Here is a 15,843-nt window from a genome sequence, read left to right as displayed (position 1 = left end):
CCCAAATGAGCGATGATCCGCAAATCAGTCTGCCCGCTGTGGCACGCTGACATCCCCTCCGACCCGACGTCGGAAAGCACGGCAATCAGCCGTCAGCTACACCACTCCAATGGACACGATCCGCAAATTCCTTGAACAACAATATCGACAGATGCTCACTTCCGGTCATCCGGTCGACCCGCGTTGGCGGGAAAGCTTCGACGCATTTGAAGAGGATATGGATCCTTTCACCCCGAATTCGGGATCCAGGCGCCGCCTGGGACGGCGAAATAGCAGAATAGGCTTTGTACCCGGCAACGTGGAATGGCACTGGGAGTCTCGAGACATCAGTCCGCAAGAGAATTTCTAATCGCCGGATCCCGCTCGAAACGGCGAAAGAGGCCGTTCAGATGACCTCTTTTGCCGCCCCGACCGTCGATGAGGCTATGTCCCGGCAACTGCCTGCATGTCGGCAACATCGATCCCGTGGGTATCGAACCACCATTGCGGGCTCATGCTGGGATATTTGCTCCGAAGGCGCAGATACTTGGATCGCAATCGTTCTTGCCGCTCGACTTCCTGGTCAAAATAGGGATGGTCCAGCGTTCCGCCCATCACGTGGATGCGGCGAAGGAGCTTTCGCAACACATATCCTTGCTCCTTGTTTCCCGGGTGGTAGCCGCTTTCCACTGTCGTCATGACGGTTTCGCGTAGCGTGGCAAGGGCGTCGGCGGGCGGCGTGCCATTCAGGATCATGTCGAGGCGTTCAGCACCGAAGCCGACGTCGATGCAGGTCCCAAGCGGATTGACGATGTTCCCGATCTCGATGCCGTCCTTGTAGAACTCGGTGCAATATCCGCTGATGCTGCCGTCGCTCCAGGTGCATTCGTCATCTGGGACGATGGGGACGCGACTACGATAGAGCCGGCTCCATTCTTCCAAACGGTCCGGATGGATCGTGACATGGTCAGGCACGAGGCCAAGGCTTCCTAGAAACTCAAGCCAGAAGTCGATGGCGTCACCAACAGTCATTTCCCTGAAAGAGAAAAGCCCGAGCATGGTGAAGTGGAGGAAGTGCGTTCCGTCGCCGATCTCGTCGAGGTCTCCCATGCGCAGGCAGGCCTGGCTGTTGGCGACGGTTCCACTATGGGAGGGATCGGAGAAGAGGGATTTGTACTGCTGCATTCCGGCGCTGCAGAAGAGCGTGGTGTTATCGTGCGGCCGTACGGATTGTATGCGTGTGAAATGAATGCCTTTGGAAAGGCAGAAGTCTTGGTATTCCTGGATCAGGCGTCCCGCGATGACATAGGCAACCTCCTTTGCTTTGTGTGCCTCCGGGAAATATAGTGGGCTGGGCTGTAAACCGCAATCGATCGGCGATCGCGTCGTCGTTTCTAGCCTCGCGATCGATCTGAAGGTCCAGCGGTCAGCTAAATCACCTGCTGCCGATCGCGCGGGGTTCGATCATGATCGCGTCAATGCCTGCGGCCTCTTCTTCAAAGAACGTGCGCGGGCCTTTGCCTAATTTGTAGTCCATCCAACGATGCTCATAGCAAAACCACTGGGTTCCGGCAGGGTGCACGTCGTAGCCATGTGCGCCCCATTTGCTGCATCCGGGATATTCGCAAAAATGGTCGGTATGAACGGCCGAGCCCTCAGCCTCGCGTGCCTCGTCGGACATCGAAGTCTCCCTTCTTCAGGAATCGCTTACAACAGGCTGAAGGGTAGGGGGCTTTAGGTTAATCAAAGATATCCATCGCCACATTGATACGCTGAAAGTGAAGACAGAGACCTCCGCCAGGCCGCAATCAGGTCAATGAGGTAGTTTCAGCAGGGGCAGCCGGCGAAGCTGAATGCGCCCACCATGACGCTCGCGACGACAAGAATGCCTGAAACATCTACCTGACGTTGATCGATTGTAGAGCAAACGTAAATATGCAAAAGCTGAAGTTCGGCCAAATCGAGCCGGGGCCAGTGTAAGCCTCGGCACTATCCCAACCTTCGGATCAAGCAATGACAGCGACGACTCCCAGCGCGACCGGACCTGCGGACGCTCAAATCTCTTCACGTCCCAGGGTCTATCTTTCGGTCTTGGCGGCACTCGGCCTCTCGCATCTCTGCAATGACACGATCCAATCGTTGATCCCGGCGGTCTATCCGATCCTGAAAACCGAATTCGCACTCGACTTCGTCCAGATCGGTGTCATCACCCTTGTCTTTCAGATTGCCGGAGCTTTGTTTCAGCCCGCGATCGGTCTTTACACTGATCGACGTCCGATGCCTTATTCCGCCGTTTTTGGAATGGCGTTCACGCTCGCTGGTCTTGTGAGCCTCGCCTATGCGTCGTCCTACGTGTCGATCCTCGCTTCGGTCACTTTGGTTGGCGTCGGGTCATCCATTTTCCATCCCGAGGCGACGCGCGCGGCGCGATACGCCTCCGGTGGAAGGCAGGGCTTGGCACAGGGGATTTTCCAGGTGGGCGGACAGGTCGGCGGCGCTCTCGGTCCGCTGTGTGCTGCGATCTTCATCGTCTCAAACGGGCGGCACAGCCTGGTCTTCTTCACGGCGATGGTTCTGCTGGCGATGATGCTGCTAACCTGGAGTGCGCGGCAATATTGGTCGATCCAGTCGCAGTTCGAGGCCCGCAGCAAGAATGGTCGGCATGCTCGATCCGAGTACCCGCGAAAGACGGTTATCATCGGCCTCGCAGTACTGACGCTTTTGATGACGTCAAAGCTGTCCTACCTGGAAAGCTTCCGCTCTTTCTATACGTTCTATCTCATCGACCGCTTCGGGGTGTCGGTCCCGACGTCGCAAATCATGCTGTTCGTGTTCTTCATTTCGTCGGCCGCCGGAGTTCTTCTGGGTGGCATTGTCGGCGATAGGATCGGTCGTTACCGAATAATCTGGATTTCGGTGCTCGGGCCGCTGCCCTTCACGCTGCTGCTGCCCTATGCAGACCTGTTCTGGACGGGCGTTCTCACTGTGGTCATCAATCTGATCATGGCAAGCGCGTTCGCATCGATCATGATCTATGCCATGGACCTGGTCCCCAAGCGGATCGGCCTGATCGGCGGCATGTTCTACGGCCTCAATTTCGCTATCGGTGGCGTGGCTGCCGCTTTTCTGGGAGGTCTGTCCGACAGTATCGGGATCGAGAGCGTCTATAAAATTTGCTCCGTTTTTCCGATCGCGGGACTGCTCGCCATTCTGTTGCCTAGGCTCGAAGCGACCCGATAACCACTGCAACCGGATGGCGCCCTCTCGGATCACGCTTTAGGGCAGGGGCACCGAAGGAGAGAGATGTCGGTGCTCCTCTGCATGGAGCGGGAGGGTGATCCCCTATATCCGGTGTGATCTCACTCATGAAGCGCTGTTGAATTTTAGTTAGTACTGAAATAACTATTCTCGGCGGGAGTTTGCTCGTCAGGAGGATGAAGTCATGTCGCATTCGAAGGACAATCGCCACGTCCACACACCCGGCCCCAAGGACCATAGCGTCTCCGATCATTGCCGGAGGTTGGGCATCTCGCCGGATGAGGAGCGCAAGCTTCGCAAGTTGCTCGGCAGCCACGCGCCTCTCCATGAGATACATGCGAACCACACGTCGAAGCAGCCGAAGTTTCGCTAGCGGCGTTCGATTCAGCTGCGGCCGATGATCTTTCCGAAAGGGATCGGCCCCTGCCTGCCGCGCGCGAAGTATGGACGGCGGTCGCCCTCCATGTCTGTCTCTCACCTTTGTGATCCAGCGTATGTCAAATGCAATTGCGACGTCGCACGATAGGCATATGGTTTTTTCCATGCATGAACGCTCATGCGAGGAGAGTGCGATGTTTCAGGCATTCGACAGCCGCGGCGGGCAGCCGCTTGGACCGGAAGAGTTCTCCATGGTCCAGTCTCTCATCAGGGACTATTGCCGTGAACGGATGGTCGATCCATCAGGCGGAGAAGCAAAGGAAGCCGCTCGCGAGCTTCTGACCTGGTTTCAGATCGGCGTCACGGATCAGCACCGACTGAGAGAACTTCTGAACAGCAGAAATTGATTGCATCCGAAGGCTGGTCGACATCGCCCGTCATTTCCCTGGGCGGCGACCTCCGAAGAGGCTGTTTTCTAATAAAGCACGTGTTCGATCCGGACGACATGCTGCTCGGGCGCCTCATTGCCCGGCTCTTCCGCAGCTGCGATCTCGGCGACCGTCAATCCGGTCGTGATTGCAAGTTCTTCAAGGGTATAGCCTCTGGCCAGGCGCGCTTGCCGACGACGCGAAGCAGCCGTAGTCAATTTCATAGAGAATTGATCCATTTGAATCTCCGAATGGGAATATCGGACCTGGCGAAAACCGGGTCTTATTTCAGGGGGGTATTCCGAACTGCGGCAAGCCGTAGCTTGCGAAGCCGTTCATTCTTCTCATCGCGGAGACGGCGTTCTTCTTGAACGGCGTCCACCGCGACCTTGTTGGTGTGTTCGAATGCTGCCGCGCGCTCTCGCACGGTCAGAGTCTTTCTGAGCCTGCTTACCATGACGACCATCTTTTAGGATTGCCTGATATGTGGGAAAGTGCACGAGCAACTTCAATATCGTGAGGCATGCATGTGCTGCAGAGGAGCTGCCCGCCCATCGGAGTAGCGTTATGGCTCAGTTCGAACCGACCGGCGCCAAGACGTTTTCCACGCTGTCGGTCAACCAGCGCGACCAGGTGCTGTTGGAAATCAGCAGAAGCCTGCACTTTACCGCGATTGCATCGCGGGCTACTAGCCAAATGACGAGCGGCAGCTGAAAGTTGACCGGCCGCATCGTCACAGGACGTGGGCGAAGGCTACAAATCCGACAGCACCCCAGCCGGCGGCGATTAAGATAGCAATACCGATCAGGCCCTTCTTCATCGAAACGTCCCCGACAAGAAAAATGTCCAAGCAAGACGGTTGTCGTTGCGGCGGCGACTTAAGCACGAAAGCGATGTGGCGTCGCGTGACAGCAAGCGTGACATGGGCTGATGCAATCCGGAACGAGCGATGTCCGCTACTCGCGGAATGTCAAGGCGCGGTCAATCGCGCGACGACTTCGAGTTTAGGCTGACGTCAGCCAGTATCCGCTTGCATAAGACGGCAAAATTGACAGTATCGCCGACGTGTTTTCACCACGAACTTTGGGGACAAACTTGCGAGTAGATGTACGCGACAACAATGTCGAGCAGGCCATTCGTGTTCTGAAGAAGAAAATGCAGCGCGAGGGTCTCATCCGCGAAATGCGTGAGCGCGAACATTACGAAAAGCCATCCGAGAAGCGGGCGCGCCAGAAGGCAGAGTCCGTGCGTCGCGCCCGGAAGGCGATGCGGAAGCAAATGGAGCGCGAGGGATTGATTGCGAAGCCAAAGAGACCAAGCAAATCCAGGCGGTAGGCCAGGGATGGAGCTGGCGCGGCGATGATCGATGAAATCCACTGGTATTCGCCATTTGCAATGGAGCCAAGAGAATCTGGACGTTTATTAGCTGTCATTGATCGGTTACACAGGCGCCTTCCAAGGCGAAAGGATCAAGATGTCTGAACGTTCGCGCTCGCTGGAGTTGACGAGGCATTGCATAGCGGACCGAAAACCCAAAGGGACCCCAATCTACCTGGCGGTCGCAGTTCTCGCGGTCATTGCCGGGTTGACGTCCAGGGGTCACGTCGCCACTGAGCCGCCGGAGCCGCATATTTCAAAGCTGGTTCAATAAGTCGACGGGTCCGGCAGGCGATCCGCATCTGGATTGCCAGATCTTGGATGACCGAATGCTTGTGCCGTCACCCCGCGGCAAGCTCTCCGAGGTGCTGTCGAACCCAATTCGCCTCTTGCGATGGTGTCCGGCGGAAAAGGCGCTTGAAATCGCGGCTGAACTGGGCGGGGCTGACATAACCAACGGACAGAGCAACCTCTGCTATGGTCGTGTCCTGGCGTGCCATCACCAACCGGGCTTCGTGAAGTCGCATGGCCTTGACATATTGCATCGGGCTGGTGCCTGTCAGCGCCTTGAAATGCGCGTGAAAGGAAGGGACACTCATGCCCGCTTCATTGGCCAGCGCAACAATTGAGATCTCTAAGCAATAGGTCTCGCGCAGCCGGGCGATGCTTTGTACGATTTTCCCAGACGTGCCTCTCTGCTGCAATGCGGAAATCATCGCGGCGCCCTGCGGGCCGACGAGAACCCGATAATGCAATTCGTGCAAAATGCCCGCGCCCAACAAGGCAGCCTCGACCGGATCGGCGAGCGCTTTTAGCAGGCGTAGCACGACGTCCTCGATCGCGGGCGCCATTCTACTGGACATCAGACTTTTGGCCTTGGCGGCCGGCGGTCCCGGATTGCGCACCTGGACTTTTGAGGCGATCTCGGCAGCCAACGTCATATCGAACTCGACATAGACCGCAAGCAGGGGGCGCTCCGCACTGGCAACGGATTCCATGCGGAATGGAACAGGCACCGACACCGCCAGATAATGCTCCTCGTCGTAGAGATAGACTTCGCCTTCCAGCATGCCCTGCTTGCGGCCCTGCAGTACGAAGACCGCTCCCGGCCTATAGAGCACAGGAACATCATGAAGCACCGCGCTGGTCCTGAGGATGCGGACGCCATGAAGCCCTGTCGGATTGTATCCCTGATGTGGCGCAAGGCGCCCGGCCAGCTCCACCAGCTCCTGGCGCTTCGTATAATTGCTTTCCATATTCATAGAAATTGGCAAGCCTTTGATAGTTTTTGCAATCGATGCATCCGTATTCCAAGATTATTAGTCAAGGCCCAACCAATCAAGAAGAGAAGTCAAACATGTCTCACAAGACCTTCTTCATTACCGGCGCCAATTCGGGCTTCGGTCTTGCCATCGCTTCCGCAGCAAGCAACCAGGGCCACACGGTCGTGGGCACCGTCCGCTCCGAGGCATCGCGGACAAGCCTTGCGGAACGGCTTCCGGCGGTCCATTCCGTCCTCTGCGATGTTACCGAATTCGACCGGATACCCGACGTTGTCGACCAGGTAGAGAACGACCACGGACCTGTCCATGTTTTGATCAACAATGCCGGCTATGGCCACGAAGGGATCCTTGAAGAGTCATCGCTCGAAGGGATGCGGCGCCAGTTCGACGTGAATGTCTTCGGAGCCGTTGCGGTCGCCAAGGCCTTCCTGCCGCGCTTCCGGGAGCGGCGTCGCGGCTTCATCGTGAATGTCACATCAATGGGTGGGATGATCACCATGCCCGGCATTGCCTACTATTGCGGCAGCAAGTTTGCGCTGCAGGGCATTTCGGAAGTCATGCGATCGGAGATGGCACCATTTGGCGTGCATGTCTCCGCGCTCTGCCCCGGCTCCTTCCGAACGGATTGGGCCGGCCGCTCGATGATCCGCACGGAGAGGTCCATTGCGGATTACGATACGCTGTTCGATCCAATCCGGCGCACCCGCCAGGAAAAGAGCGGCAAGCAGCTCGGTGACCCTGAGAAGCTAGCGTCAGTTGTTTTGAATCTGATAGATTCTGACAATCCTCCACCGCAGCTTTTACTCGGAAGCGATGCGCTGCAGCACGTCTCGGACCGTATAGACCGCCTCAAGCAGGAGATCGAGGCGTGGAAATCTGTGACCATCTCGACTGACGGCTGACTGCGTAAAGTGCTTCGACCAGTGCGATTGGCAGCCGTGCCATGATCCCCAAACCCGATCGGGCCAATCGTGTTCGGGACGGGGCGTTGGAGCCCTTCAGCCGTGACATGCTGGCTCAGAATTGCTGATCGGCTGGGCGCTTCCAGCCTGAGGTGTTCCAAAGGCCCTTTCGCCGTTCTCGTCGTCCAGCTTCAGTGGGCGTGCACATCGAGGTCGCTTGCACACCCGCTCGCTCTTTAAAGTGAACCGGCAGAGGCTTAATTGGAAGCGCCTGCCTGCCACCATTACTTTGTTGCGTGAGCTTCCGTGGAGATATCGACGCTGAGTTCATCGCCGATATAGGGAAGATAGGTCTCGATACCGAAATCCGAGCGCTTGAATGTCGCCGTGGCATCAAAGCCTACCGCATCGTCCTTGGTCATCGGATGGACGCCGGCCTTGTTGAGCGTGACGTTGAGGGTCACCGGCTTGCTGACGCCGCGAATGGTCAGGGCCATGCGACCGCCCGTGGTCGTTTATGCCTCAGGGGCAGCGAGGTACCGCTGCGCAGGCGCGTTCAAGGAAATCTTGGGGATCAGGTTCCGTCGTTCTCTACACGGCAAAGACACACGTTACCGGCGGGCGCGAACATGGGGTGGCATAGCCAATTGTCAGCATGCCGACAAACGTGACGAATGCGAAGATATCCACAGCGCGTTGGCGCACAAAAACGGGCCTCCATTTGATGGGGCTTTATCGGCTTTGCCCATAGGGGTAGACCTTTCAGAGAGTTCGTTTGACACTCAAGCGTCGGACGGACTGAGGCCACGGCCATCAGTATCGTCGTCGCAGCGTTGCCCGCTATTATCGCATGTAAGAGAGCATCTCGCGAGCCTCGCTGAGCGCTTGTTCTTGCGTCTTGAATTTTCGACTAGGGAGGCTTCGGTGCTCCGTGAGATGAATGATGTAAAACCATCGACCGAACCAGGTTCGCCGGGTTTCGATCCGATATCGCAAGACATCGTTGGCAGAAGGCGTTGTCGAGCTGTCGTCGAGTGCCCCGACCGCGCGGCGGAGGTGAACGTCGGGCGCTCCATTGACCGTCATTGTGTAAACTCCCTCATCCCCTCGATGACAACAGTCGCGCAAAATTCGAGATAGGCGTCCTTTTCCGACGCAAACGGTGCGTCCCACCGCGTCAGACGCCCGTTCGTATCGATGACCTCCAGCCACCAATGGTCGGTGCCGGCGATTTGGAAAATCTCCACGCGCACCGACAACCCCTCGTGTGTCTCATAGCCGGAAAGGCTCGACATTTTGATATCAGGCTCCTCGACCATCGTTGTTTCGGTCAGATACGCGCTGCAGTATCGCGGTGTCCCGGAGACGTTGCGATTTCGGCCGGTGAGGATGAAAGCGGGTGAGAAAAATGCAACAAGATAAGCGGTACTTCTCGTTGTTGCCGTTTTGAAGAGGGGGCTAGGAGGGTGGACTTCATGGATGCTTTCGACACTTCGCGACGAGCTAGGTTGACGGTTTCCACTCGAACTGTACGTCGTCAATCCCAAAGAGAATGACCGGGCAAGTTGATCTATTTTTTCTGCGCGAATAGGATGATTTGCCCTGTTAAGTGGACAATGGACTCATGTCTTCGACGCCTCGCCATATGTTTCTCCAACTCGATCGGAACAACACGAGCCCCGCTGAGCGGCTCGCCCTATGGCAAGACCTGATGAGCGCTGCAGGCAAGGTACATATTCCCGACCCGGAAACGTTCACCGGCTACTTCACCTCCCTCGCTCTTGGTGATTTACGCACTATGCGCGTGCGATCCGGCGAGTTTCGTTACGTGCGCGACAGGCAGATGGCACGCAACGTCAGCCGAGATCACGTCATGATCAATTTGACCGAGAGCGGTCGAATTGCCGGAGAGGTTGCCGGTCGCAGGGTCATGGCGGGTGCAGGAGCGGTCGTGATCTCGCGACTGGCTTCGCCGATGGATGTGGTTCTGCAAGAAGAAGCCGAGTGGTTGGCATTGATTATTCCTCGGGCCATACTCGACAATTACATGGCTTGGTCGCCGAGGTTCGACGCTCGCGTGCTCCAGCCCGAATCAACTCAGGCGATTCTGATAGGTGGGCTCCTGCGGTCGCTCGATAGGCTGTCGGAAACAATTTCACCGCGGGAGACCACGTGTGCGGCACGTGCGAGCCTTGTGTTTCTGGCTACGTGCCTCGGCGGGGCGACCCCGGCGCTCCCGAGAGTCGAAACAACGGAAGATCTCGTTCGATCGATACGACGCTATATGGCGCGACGGCTGGCCGATCCGGACCTTGGCCCTGACCTCATTTGTCGCGAGTTCGCCATGTCGCGTTCGAAGCTTTATCGGGTCATGGGCGACACCACGAATATCGCAAGCGTCATCAAACGAACACGACTGCGCGCAGTTCGCAGCGACATCCTTTCAGGCAAACACGCATCACGATCGCTAGCCGACATTGCGAAGGGGCGGGGTCTGACAGATGAACGAAACTTCCGACGCTCGTTCGTAAGCGAGTTTGGCTATCCTCCATCCGCCTTGCGCAAACAGGTGGGTGCGAATGGCAACTCACGGCACGCCGAGCTGGAAGCAGGTGGTTCCGATCTCGAACGTTGGTTCCAGGGATTGGATGACCACGATTAGTCGAAGTTGGACGAGGCGTCTGCGCCAACCCGAGAGCATCGACATATCGTGCGGGTAATGCTTTGGAAATGGCAACGTTGCCTGACAATCCCGTCTCCTTTCGGCTAGGACCTAAAGGGTTACCATGAGCCGCTGTGCGTTCGGGGCCTGCTAGCAGTAACCGAGTACCGAGAGGATGGATTTCGGAGAGGCAACCGCAAAGTTGATCCCGCCTGCTGCCGCGTAATCGAGCCCACAGGCGTTCAACGTCCGGAGCACATTCTAGATCCGCTCGGCATCAGGCACTTCGAGAAGGGATCAAGTCGGAAGTGCATCATCAATCTCCAGTCTGTTCGGTCGCGGTAATGATCCGGCGCCTCCAAGGCTGGTCGATAAGTGTTGTTGGCGCTTTTCGAGATGTCTCAAAATGAAATATGTTGCTCCGGCCGCACTGTGCGGTGCTGGCGCATCGTTGCTGGCGCGAACGGTGCAGGTGTGCGAGGCTGTCTCCGCGCCAAGCGGGGAGGGGCACATGTCCGAATTCAACATCGGCTTTCTGATTTTTCCAGGCATCACACAGCTTGATTTCACTGGTCCCTTTGAAGTTCTGAGCAGGCTTGGCACGCCTCCGTCGCTTTCAGCGACGAGCAAGTATTCGCATGCAAGGACCCACGTTGTCGCGAAGACTATGCAGCCTGTATCCAGTGATCGTGGTCTTGGCTTCCTGCCCACTTGCACGTTCCAGAATTGTCCACCGCTTGATCTAATCTGTGTTCCCGGCGGAGCGGGTGTGGTGGACGCCTTGGCGGATTTGGAGACAGTCGATTTCATTCGTCGGCAAGGCAGCCAAGCTAGCTATATCACCGCGGTGTGCGTCGGTTCGTTCCTTCTAGGTGCTGCCGGGTTGTTGAAGGGACGTCGGGCGACGACGCATTGGGCCTATGCCGACCTTCTCCCTCTGACTGGTGCGGTCCGCGAAAAAGCACGTGTCGTACGGGACGGCAACGTTTTCACCTCCGGCGGCGTCACGGCTGGTATTGATTTCGCGTTCAGCATTGTGGCCGAACTTGCCGGGCAGGACGTCGCTCAGGCCATTCAGCTCGGAATCGAATACGATCCATCACCTCCCTTCGAAGCCGGCCATCCTGACAAAGCACCGGATGCGGCGATTTCGCTGATGGTTCAGAGAAACGAAAATGCCCGCGCCGGGATCAAGAGGGCACTTGAGGCTTTGACCAATGAGCACAAAAGCTAGGCATCAACGGCGATCCACGTGGTGGAAAGAGATTGAGTGGGCAAGGCCGCGGATTTGACTGAGGTTGCAATATGATCGGCGAGAAGCAGCGTTGCGGATGCTCATGGGAAAAAGAATGGGAAACGTTGGATCGCTTTGCTTTCGGCGACGAACCAGTTCTTGCTGATCGGTTACTCGATCTCGTTTTACGCGGTATGAAGACCGCGACGTGCTGGTCTGTCGAGGAAGGAAAATAAACGGAAGTCGGTTGCCGATCTGTTGTCTGTGATGGCAGCGGTCGTCCCAGAGCCGTGTTGGAGACAATCTCGATTGAGCAGATGGCGTTTGATCAGGTCAACCAAGACTTTGCAGCACGGGAAGGAGAGGGAGATTTAAGCCTCGACCATTGGCGGACCTCGCACCGGCAATATTTCGAGCGGACGGGTGTCTATCGACCTGACATGTTGCTGTGGTGCGAAACATTCCGGTTGATTTCGATAATCGAAACGCCGCCCTATTCCTCGGATGGCGGCTGAGTGCAGAGGGGCTTCGCACCAATCATACTGCTTTAGTGGACCTAACCCGCGGTGTGTCAAGATGTTAAACTGGGAGAGCTCTTTAACACCCGTTGGGCGCATTTCCGGGGGCATCAATGAGACTTACCAGAAAGCAGTTTGGTCTCGGAATGATCGCTGCAGGGATGGGGGCGGGAATGAGTGTAAGATCGACCACTGCCGAAGCCCAGGGGGTTGCGCGGCAATCGGCCAACCTGCCAACAACTCCCTTAGCGGCTCATCAGACGAGCTATTTCTTCAAGAATTCCGCCTTCGAGTTCGTGCTTCTGACCAGCCTCGGGCGCGCCTATCACCAGGGCGGAAACGTCGGCAAGGTGCTCTATCTCATCAAGCAAATCGAGGACGGCAACTTCGAGAGCGCGTACCAGGCTATGATCGCGGCGGGAGATGAAGCCCGCGCCTTGGCCGAGAAATCGGAAAAAGCCGGCCATGTCGAAAGCGCCCGCCAAGCGTATCTTTGGGCGCAGAACTACTATGACAGCGCCACCTATTTCGCGGACGGCACAGGCGATCCGACGCGGATCACGACCGCATGGCAGTTGATGGACGATTGCTGGCTAACGTCGATCTCTCTTTTCGATCCGCCGATCGAACAGGTCAGTATTCCATATGAAGGCATCGCTCTGCGCGGGTTCTATTTTCGCGGAAAGAGCAGTCGCGAGAAGCGGCCCTTGTTGATCCTCGTCAACGGAAGCGACGGCTCCGCCCTCGACATGTGGATGCTTGGAGCGGCCGGAGCGACAGCCCGAGGCTACGACTGCCTGACTTTCGACGGGCCCGGGCAGGGCTACGCGCTGTGGAAGCAGGGCTTGAGCTTCCGGCCCGATTGGGAACCTGTCATCACCCCAGTCGTCGACTTCGCGCTCAGCCGCGAGGGCGTCGATCCGAAGAGGATCGCTGTTCAGGGCATCAGCCAGGGCGGATACTGGGTGCCGCGTGCCGTTGCTTTTGAAAAAAGGATCGCAGCCGCCATCGCTGATCCCGGCGTTGTCGACGTTTCCGCTTCGTGGACTGCCACTTTGCCGCCGCCGATGATGGAACTCCTGGAGGCTGGGCGCAAGGATGAGTTCGATGGGTACATGAACAAGATGCTGGGCCCGGCGACCAAGAATTCCCTAGCCTTTCGCATGCGGCCCTATGGTTCGACATCGTACTTCGACGTTTTCAAAGCGACGATGGACTATGATCTCACTGAGGTGATCGGGAAGATCGAATGCCCGATGCTGATCACCGAGCCAGCCAACGAGGCATTCTGGCCCGGGCAGTCGGGTCGGCTCTACGACCTGCTGACCTGCCCCAAGACGCTGATCCCCTTCTCGGCATCCGATGGGGCGGACCTGCACTGCGAGCCAGCAGGATACGGATTGAGAGATCTGCGTGTGTTTAACTGGCTAGACAAGACCCTAGCGTGACACACTCTCGTAACGGATCAGTTCTTTTAGGGCGCGCTTCAGCACCCTCCGCTGTTGACGCGATATTGCCGGAATAGTCTTTATGTTTTGCTCTGCGCGAGTATGTCAATTCGTTCACAGAATTCGGTCTTTGCGTGGGAATAGGAAAGGGTGTCCGATACAAAGCGCTTCGCCAGCTCGCGTTTTAATACTTCGTAAGCGCGCGCCTCGTCCGGATGCGATCTGAGGTAGTTCCTAAAACGCAGATGCCTTTCGATGTCCGGGTGGCTCTCTACCCACATGTGAACATGATGGGTACGGCCGGATACAAGCTTTCAGAAGCGGTCCGCAAAGAGCAGTAGCTAGATCGAGTTGCGCTTGAATTAATTCCAGCAAGCGCAATACAGATGCGAGGAGGAACCCAATGTCCGTACCGAATGACTCGACACGCTGGCCGACCCGGAGTCTGCTGTGCCGCAGCGTACTGCTTTCGTCGGAGGAGTGGCAATGAGCGGCGATTGGCGGGACGAGGTGCAGCTAGGGCTTGAAGATTTCATCGACACGTTCGTCGTGAGGGGAGCAAAGCAGATCGAGGTATACGACGCGATCCGAAGGGAACTAGAAGTGCTGAGAGCCGCGTACGATCGCGATCGGGATCCCGCAGAAGACGACGCGGTAGAGGAACCTTCAAACAACTAGCCCGCGTCTCAAACCTGACCGTGCCTGGGTACGGAAGCAGGCGACTGGCGGGAGATGAACGAGAGTGGCGGAGGAGTCATGGCGGAGAAAAGTGCTTCGAAGTCGCACTCGTCGAGACGTCGCCGCTGCGAGGACGAGCCGTCTAGGAAACCCGTGCGATAGTTCGCCCAATCGAGCTTCGTCATGGGGTTTTTCAAGGACGGGCTGGCTGCAGCGGTCGCTTACCTCAGCTTCGCCGAATCCGGTGGAGAAGATGAACGCCTTCTTCCGTTCCACGTGCAGATCGGCAACGGGGCAGGTCATCTCCGTGCCGAGCTTCAAGTCGAGGATTGCGACGTCGAAGTCCAATGCCTCAACAGATTTCAGCGCCTTGTCCAGCTGCCCGGCAACACCCGCAACTTCGTGACCGAGATCTTCGAGTATCGCCTGCAACGTGAATGCAATCAGCATTTCGTCTTCGATAATAAGTACCCGGGACATGACGACTCCGAGGGGGGCACCCCGGGGATCGAGATGAAAACTGTCGCGGCGGCCAGCGCCATCTATCCCTAGACAATTGCAGAAATCCGTACTGCTGTCTACGACCGCAAGACGGCGCGTGAAACGCGATGTCGCCACGAAACCTTTGACATACTTGGGAGTTTTCCGATTTACCGAACCTGAGAGGTAAGCAGTTGGCTTCAGATGTCCCCATCCACGGCGACCAACCCGTCGTTCCCTCTCCATCAGGCCAGCTCGTTCACAAAGAAGCTCAGCACGGTTGCTTTCGAGCGGACGCGGATGCCAATGGTGCTCACCGATGCGCGCCAGCCGAACTATCCAATGGTGATCGCAAACCAGGCGTTCCTGGATCTCACCGGATATGCTGCGGACGAACTGCTGGGGCACAACTGCCGAATGCTGCAAGGAGAGGGGACATCTCCGGCGGCCATCGCCGAGATACGGCACGCCGTCGCAGGCGAGAGAGATGTCGACGTCGAGTTGCTGAACTACCGCAAGGACGGCACGCCATTCTGGAACCAGCTGCACCTCAGTCCGATTTTCGACGACGGCGGGCAGATTGCCTATTATTTCGGGTCGCAGATCGATGTCACGGCATACCGGAAGGTCCAGGCGCTGGAGGCATCCGAACACCGGCTGCTGATGGAAGTCGACCATCGCGCCAAGAACGTTCTCGCCATCGTCGACAGCATCGTCCGGCTCAGCAACACCGATAATGCGGCGGCCTACGCGTCGGCCGTGCAACAGCGGGTTCATTCGCTGGTACAGGCGCATGCCCTGTTGTCAAGCGAGGCATGGCAGGCGGTCGACATCCGGAAGATCGTCGAGGCACAGATATCGCGCTACGTCGGTTCGAACATCTCGCTGACGGGACCCGTAGTTCTCGTGTCCCCGAAAATGGTCCAGCCGCTTTCGCTCATCATCCATGAGCTCGCTGTCAATGCCCTGACCCATGGATCCTTGTCGCGCCCTGGCGAAGGACGTCTTCTGATAACGTGGGCCTCAGGAACGGGAAGCGAAGACGACCGTCTTCATTTCAGCTGGGATGAACGTGGTGGGAAACCTGCTGCGCGTAACGCGGGCGGCTTCGGCACTGTGATCCTTGGTGCCCTGATCGAAAAACGTTAAGCGGATCCATCACGCGGAACTGGAGAGATGACGGCGTGACGATCGACCTCGATCTCCTGAGGAAATGAT

The 15,843-nt window shown here is 57.3% G+C and carries 20 protein-coding genes and 2 pseudogenes; 14 read left to right on the top strand and 8 right to left on the bottom strand.

Annotation, left to right across the window (positions count from 1 at the left end; genetic code table 11):
• Positions 1–423: 423 nt before the first annotated feature.
• A complete protein-coding gene (locus tag DTW90_RS34560) occupies positions 424–1,269 on the bottom strand; it encodes an alanine--tRNA ligase-related protein (RefSeq protein ID WP_149344432.1) in 846 nt (281 codons plus the stop codon).
• Positions 1,270–1,414: 145 nt separating this feature from the next.
• Positions 1,415–1,660 carry a hypothetical protein gene (locus DTW90_RS34555; RefSeq protein ID WP_132528125.1) on the bottom strand — a complete coding sequence of 82 codons (246 nt, stop codon included), beginning with the start codon at positions 1,658–1,660 and terminating at the stop codon, positions 1,415–1,417.
• 332 nt (positions 1,661–1,992) lie between these two features.
• Here DTW90_RS34555 and DTW90_RS34550 point away from each other — a divergent pair, with 332 nt between their 5' ends.
• The 3 genes from DTW90_RS34550 to DTW90_RS34540 all read left to right on the top strand — a co-directional run bounded on the left by DTW90_RS34550 (position 1,993) and on the right by DTW90_RS34540 (position 4,022).
• The gene (locus DTW90_RS34550) at positions 1,993–3,219 is read left to right on the top strand and encodes an MFS transporter (protein WP_132528126.1); all 1,227 of its coding nucleotides are present in this window, start codon (positions 1,993–1,995) and stop codon (positions 3,217–3,219) included.
• 202 nt (positions 3,220–3,421) lie between these two features.
• Complete coding sequence (locus DTW90_RS34545; RefSeq protein ID WP_132528127.1) at positions 3,422–3,610, top strand: hypothetical protein; 189 nt, start codon at positions 3,422–3,424, stop codon at positions 3,608–3,610.
• Between the two features lie 199 nt (positions 3,611–3,809).
• On the top strand, positions 3,810–4,022 hold the full coding sequence (locus DTW90_RS34540) for an acetyltransferase (RefSeq protein ID WP_132528128.1): 213 nt from the start codon (positions 3,810–3,812) through the stop codon (positions 4,020–4,022).
• A gap of 68 nt (positions 4,023–4,090) precedes the next feature.
• Here the strand turns inward: DTW90_RS34540 and DTW90_RS34535 are convergent, their stop codons facing one another.
• Complete coding sequence (locus DTW90_RS34535) at positions 4,091–4,282, bottom strand: helix-turn-helix transcriptional regulator (RefSeq protein WP_149344430.1); 192 nt, start codon at positions 4,280–4,282, stop codon at positions 4,091–4,093.
• A gap of 328 nt (positions 4,283–4,610) precedes the next feature.
• Here DTW90_RS34535 and DTW90_RS37460 point away from each other — a divergent pair, with 328 nt between their 5' ends.
• The gene (locus tag DTW90_RS37460) at positions 4,611–4,757 is read left to right on the top strand and encodes a hypothetical protein (protein WP_188080166.1); all 147 of its coding nucleotides are present in this window, start codon (positions 4,611–4,613) and stop codon (positions 4,755–4,757) included.
• A gap of 381 nt (positions 4,758–5,138) precedes the next feature.
• Positions 5,139–5,378 (top strand): 30S ribosomal protein S21, encoded by a 240-nt coding sequence (rpsU, locus tag DTW90_RS34525; RefSeq protein ID WP_132528132.1) that lies wholly within the window; start codon positions 5,139–5,141, stop codon positions 5,376–5,378.
• 383 nt (positions 5,379–5,761) lie between these two features.
• Here the strand turns inward: rpsU and DTW90_RS34520 are convergent, their stop codons facing one another.
• A complete protein-coding gene (locus DTW90_RS34520; RefSeq protein ID WP_149344428.1) occupies positions 5,762–6,682 on the bottom strand; it encodes an AraC family transcriptional regulator in 921 nt (306 codons plus the stop codon).
• A gap of 95 nt (positions 6,683–6,777) precedes the next feature.
• On the opposite strand from DTW90_RS34520, the gene DTW90_RS34515 reads away from it, so the two are divergent.
• The gene (locus DTW90_RS34515) at positions 6,778–7,605 is read left to right on the top strand and encodes an oxidoreductase (protein ID WP_149344426.1); all 828 of its coding nucleotides are present in this window, start codon (positions 6,778–6,780) and stop codon (positions 7,603–7,605) included.
• Between the two features lie 284 nt (positions 7,606–7,889).
• Here DTW90_RS34515 and DTW90_RS34510 read toward each other — a convergent pair whose 3' ends face one another.
• On the bottom strand, positions 7,890–8,102 hold the full coding sequence (locus DTW90_RS34510; protein WP_149344425.1) for a YceI family protein: 213 nt from the start codon (positions 8,100–8,102) through the stop codon (positions 7,890–7,892).
• 585 nt (positions 8,103–8,687) lie between these two features.
• A complete protein-coding gene (locus tag DTW90_RS34505) occupies positions 8,688–8,900 on the bottom strand; it encodes a hypothetical protein (protein ID WP_132528136.1) in 213 nt (70 codons plus the stop codon).
• A 416-nt stretch (positions 8,901–9,316) separates the two neighbouring features.
• Between DTW90_RS34505 and DTW90_RS34500 the strand changes: the two genes are divergently transcribed.
• The 5 genes and pseudogenes from DTW90_RS34500 to DTW90_RS34485 all read left to right on the top strand — a co-directional run bounded on the left by DTW90_RS34500 (position 9,317) and on the right by DTW90_RS34485 (position 13,467).
• Positions 9,317–10,267 carry a helix-turn-helix domain-containing protein gene (locus tag DTW90_RS34500; RefSeq protein ID WP_188080165.1) on the top strand — a complete coding sequence of 317 codons (951 nt, stop codon included), beginning with the start codon at positions 9,317–9,319 and terminating at the stop codon, positions 10,265–10,267.
• Positions 10,268–10,778: 511 nt separating this feature from the next.
• Positions 10,779–11,501, top strand: a complete 723-nt coding sequence (locus DTW90_RS34495) for a DJ-1/PfpI family protein (protein WP_149344423.1) — start codon at positions 10,779–10,781, stop codon at positions 11,499–11,501.
• A gap of 71 nt (positions 11,502–11,572) precedes the next feature.
• Positions 11,573–11,737 carry a hypothetical protein gene (locus DTW90_RS38200; RefSeq protein ID WP_348642684.1) on the top strand — a complete coding sequence of 55 codons (165 nt, stop codon included), beginning with the start codon at positions 11,573–11,575 and terminating at the stop codon, positions 11,735–11,737.
• A 30-nt stretch (positions 11,738–11,767) separates the two neighbouring features.
• Positions 11,768–12,016, top strand: a pseudogene (locus tag DTW90_RS38195) (ASCH domain-containing protein); the annotation flags it as partial.
• A 176-nt stretch (positions 12,017–12,192) separates the two neighbouring features.
• Entirely contained in the window at positions 12,193–13,467 is a 1,275-nt protein-coding gene (locus tag DTW90_RS34485; RefSeq protein ID WP_188080164.1) for a prolyl oligopeptidase family serine peptidase, read from the top strand.
• A gap of 80 nt (positions 13,468–13,547) precedes the next feature.
• Here the strand turns inward: DTW90_RS34485 and DTW90_RS34480 are convergent.
• A pseudogene (locus DTW90_RS34480) lies at positions 13,548–13,757 on the bottom strand (GrpB family protein); the annotation flags it as partial.
• Between the two features lie 196 nt (positions 13,758–13,953).
• Between DTW90_RS34480 and DTW90_RS34475 the strand changes: the two are divergent.
• Positions 13,954–14,145 carry a hypothetical protein gene (locus DTW90_RS34475; protein WP_149344417.1) on the top strand — a complete coding sequence of 64 codons (192 nt, stop codon included), beginning with the start codon at positions 13,954–13,956 and terminating at the stop codon, positions 14,143–14,145.
• Between the two features lie 8 nt (positions 14,146–14,153).
• Here the strand turns inward: DTW90_RS34475 and DTW90_RS37455 are convergent, their stop codons facing one another.
• Positions 14,154–14,330, bottom strand: coding sequence for a hypothetical protein (locus DTW90_RS37455; RefSeq protein ID WP_188080163.1), 177 nt, complete (start codon positions 14,328–14,330; stop codon positions 14,154–14,156).
• On the opposite strand from DTW90_RS37455, the gene DTW90_RS37450 reads away from it, so the two are divergent.
• Both DTW90_RS37450 and DTW90_RS34465 read left to right on the top strand, forming a co-directional pair.
• Positions 14,329–14,697, top strand: a complete 369-nt coding sequence (locus DTW90_RS37450) for a hypothetical protein (protein WP_188080162.1) — start codon at positions 14,329–14,331, stop codon at positions 14,695–14,697. The two genes, DTW90_RS37455 and DTW90_RS37450, sit on opposite strands and share 2 nt — an antisense overlap.
• Positions 14,698–14,829: 132 nt before the next feature.
• On the top strand, positions 14,830–15,774 hold the full coding sequence (locus DTW90_RS34465; RefSeq protein ID WP_246665164.1) for a PAS domain-containing protein: 945 nt from the start codon (positions 14,830–14,832) through the stop codon (positions 15,772–15,774).
• Positions 15,775–15,843: the final 69 nt, after the last annotated feature.

This window comes from Neorhizobium sp. P12A, from assembly GCF_008365395.1.
Classification (GTDB): Bacteria; Pseudomonadota; Alphaproteobacteria; order Rhizobiales; family Rhizobiaceae; genus Rhizobium.
The sequence above is the reverse complement of the archived record's forward strand: the minus strand, read 5'-3'. Positions and strand labels throughout refer to the sequence as shown.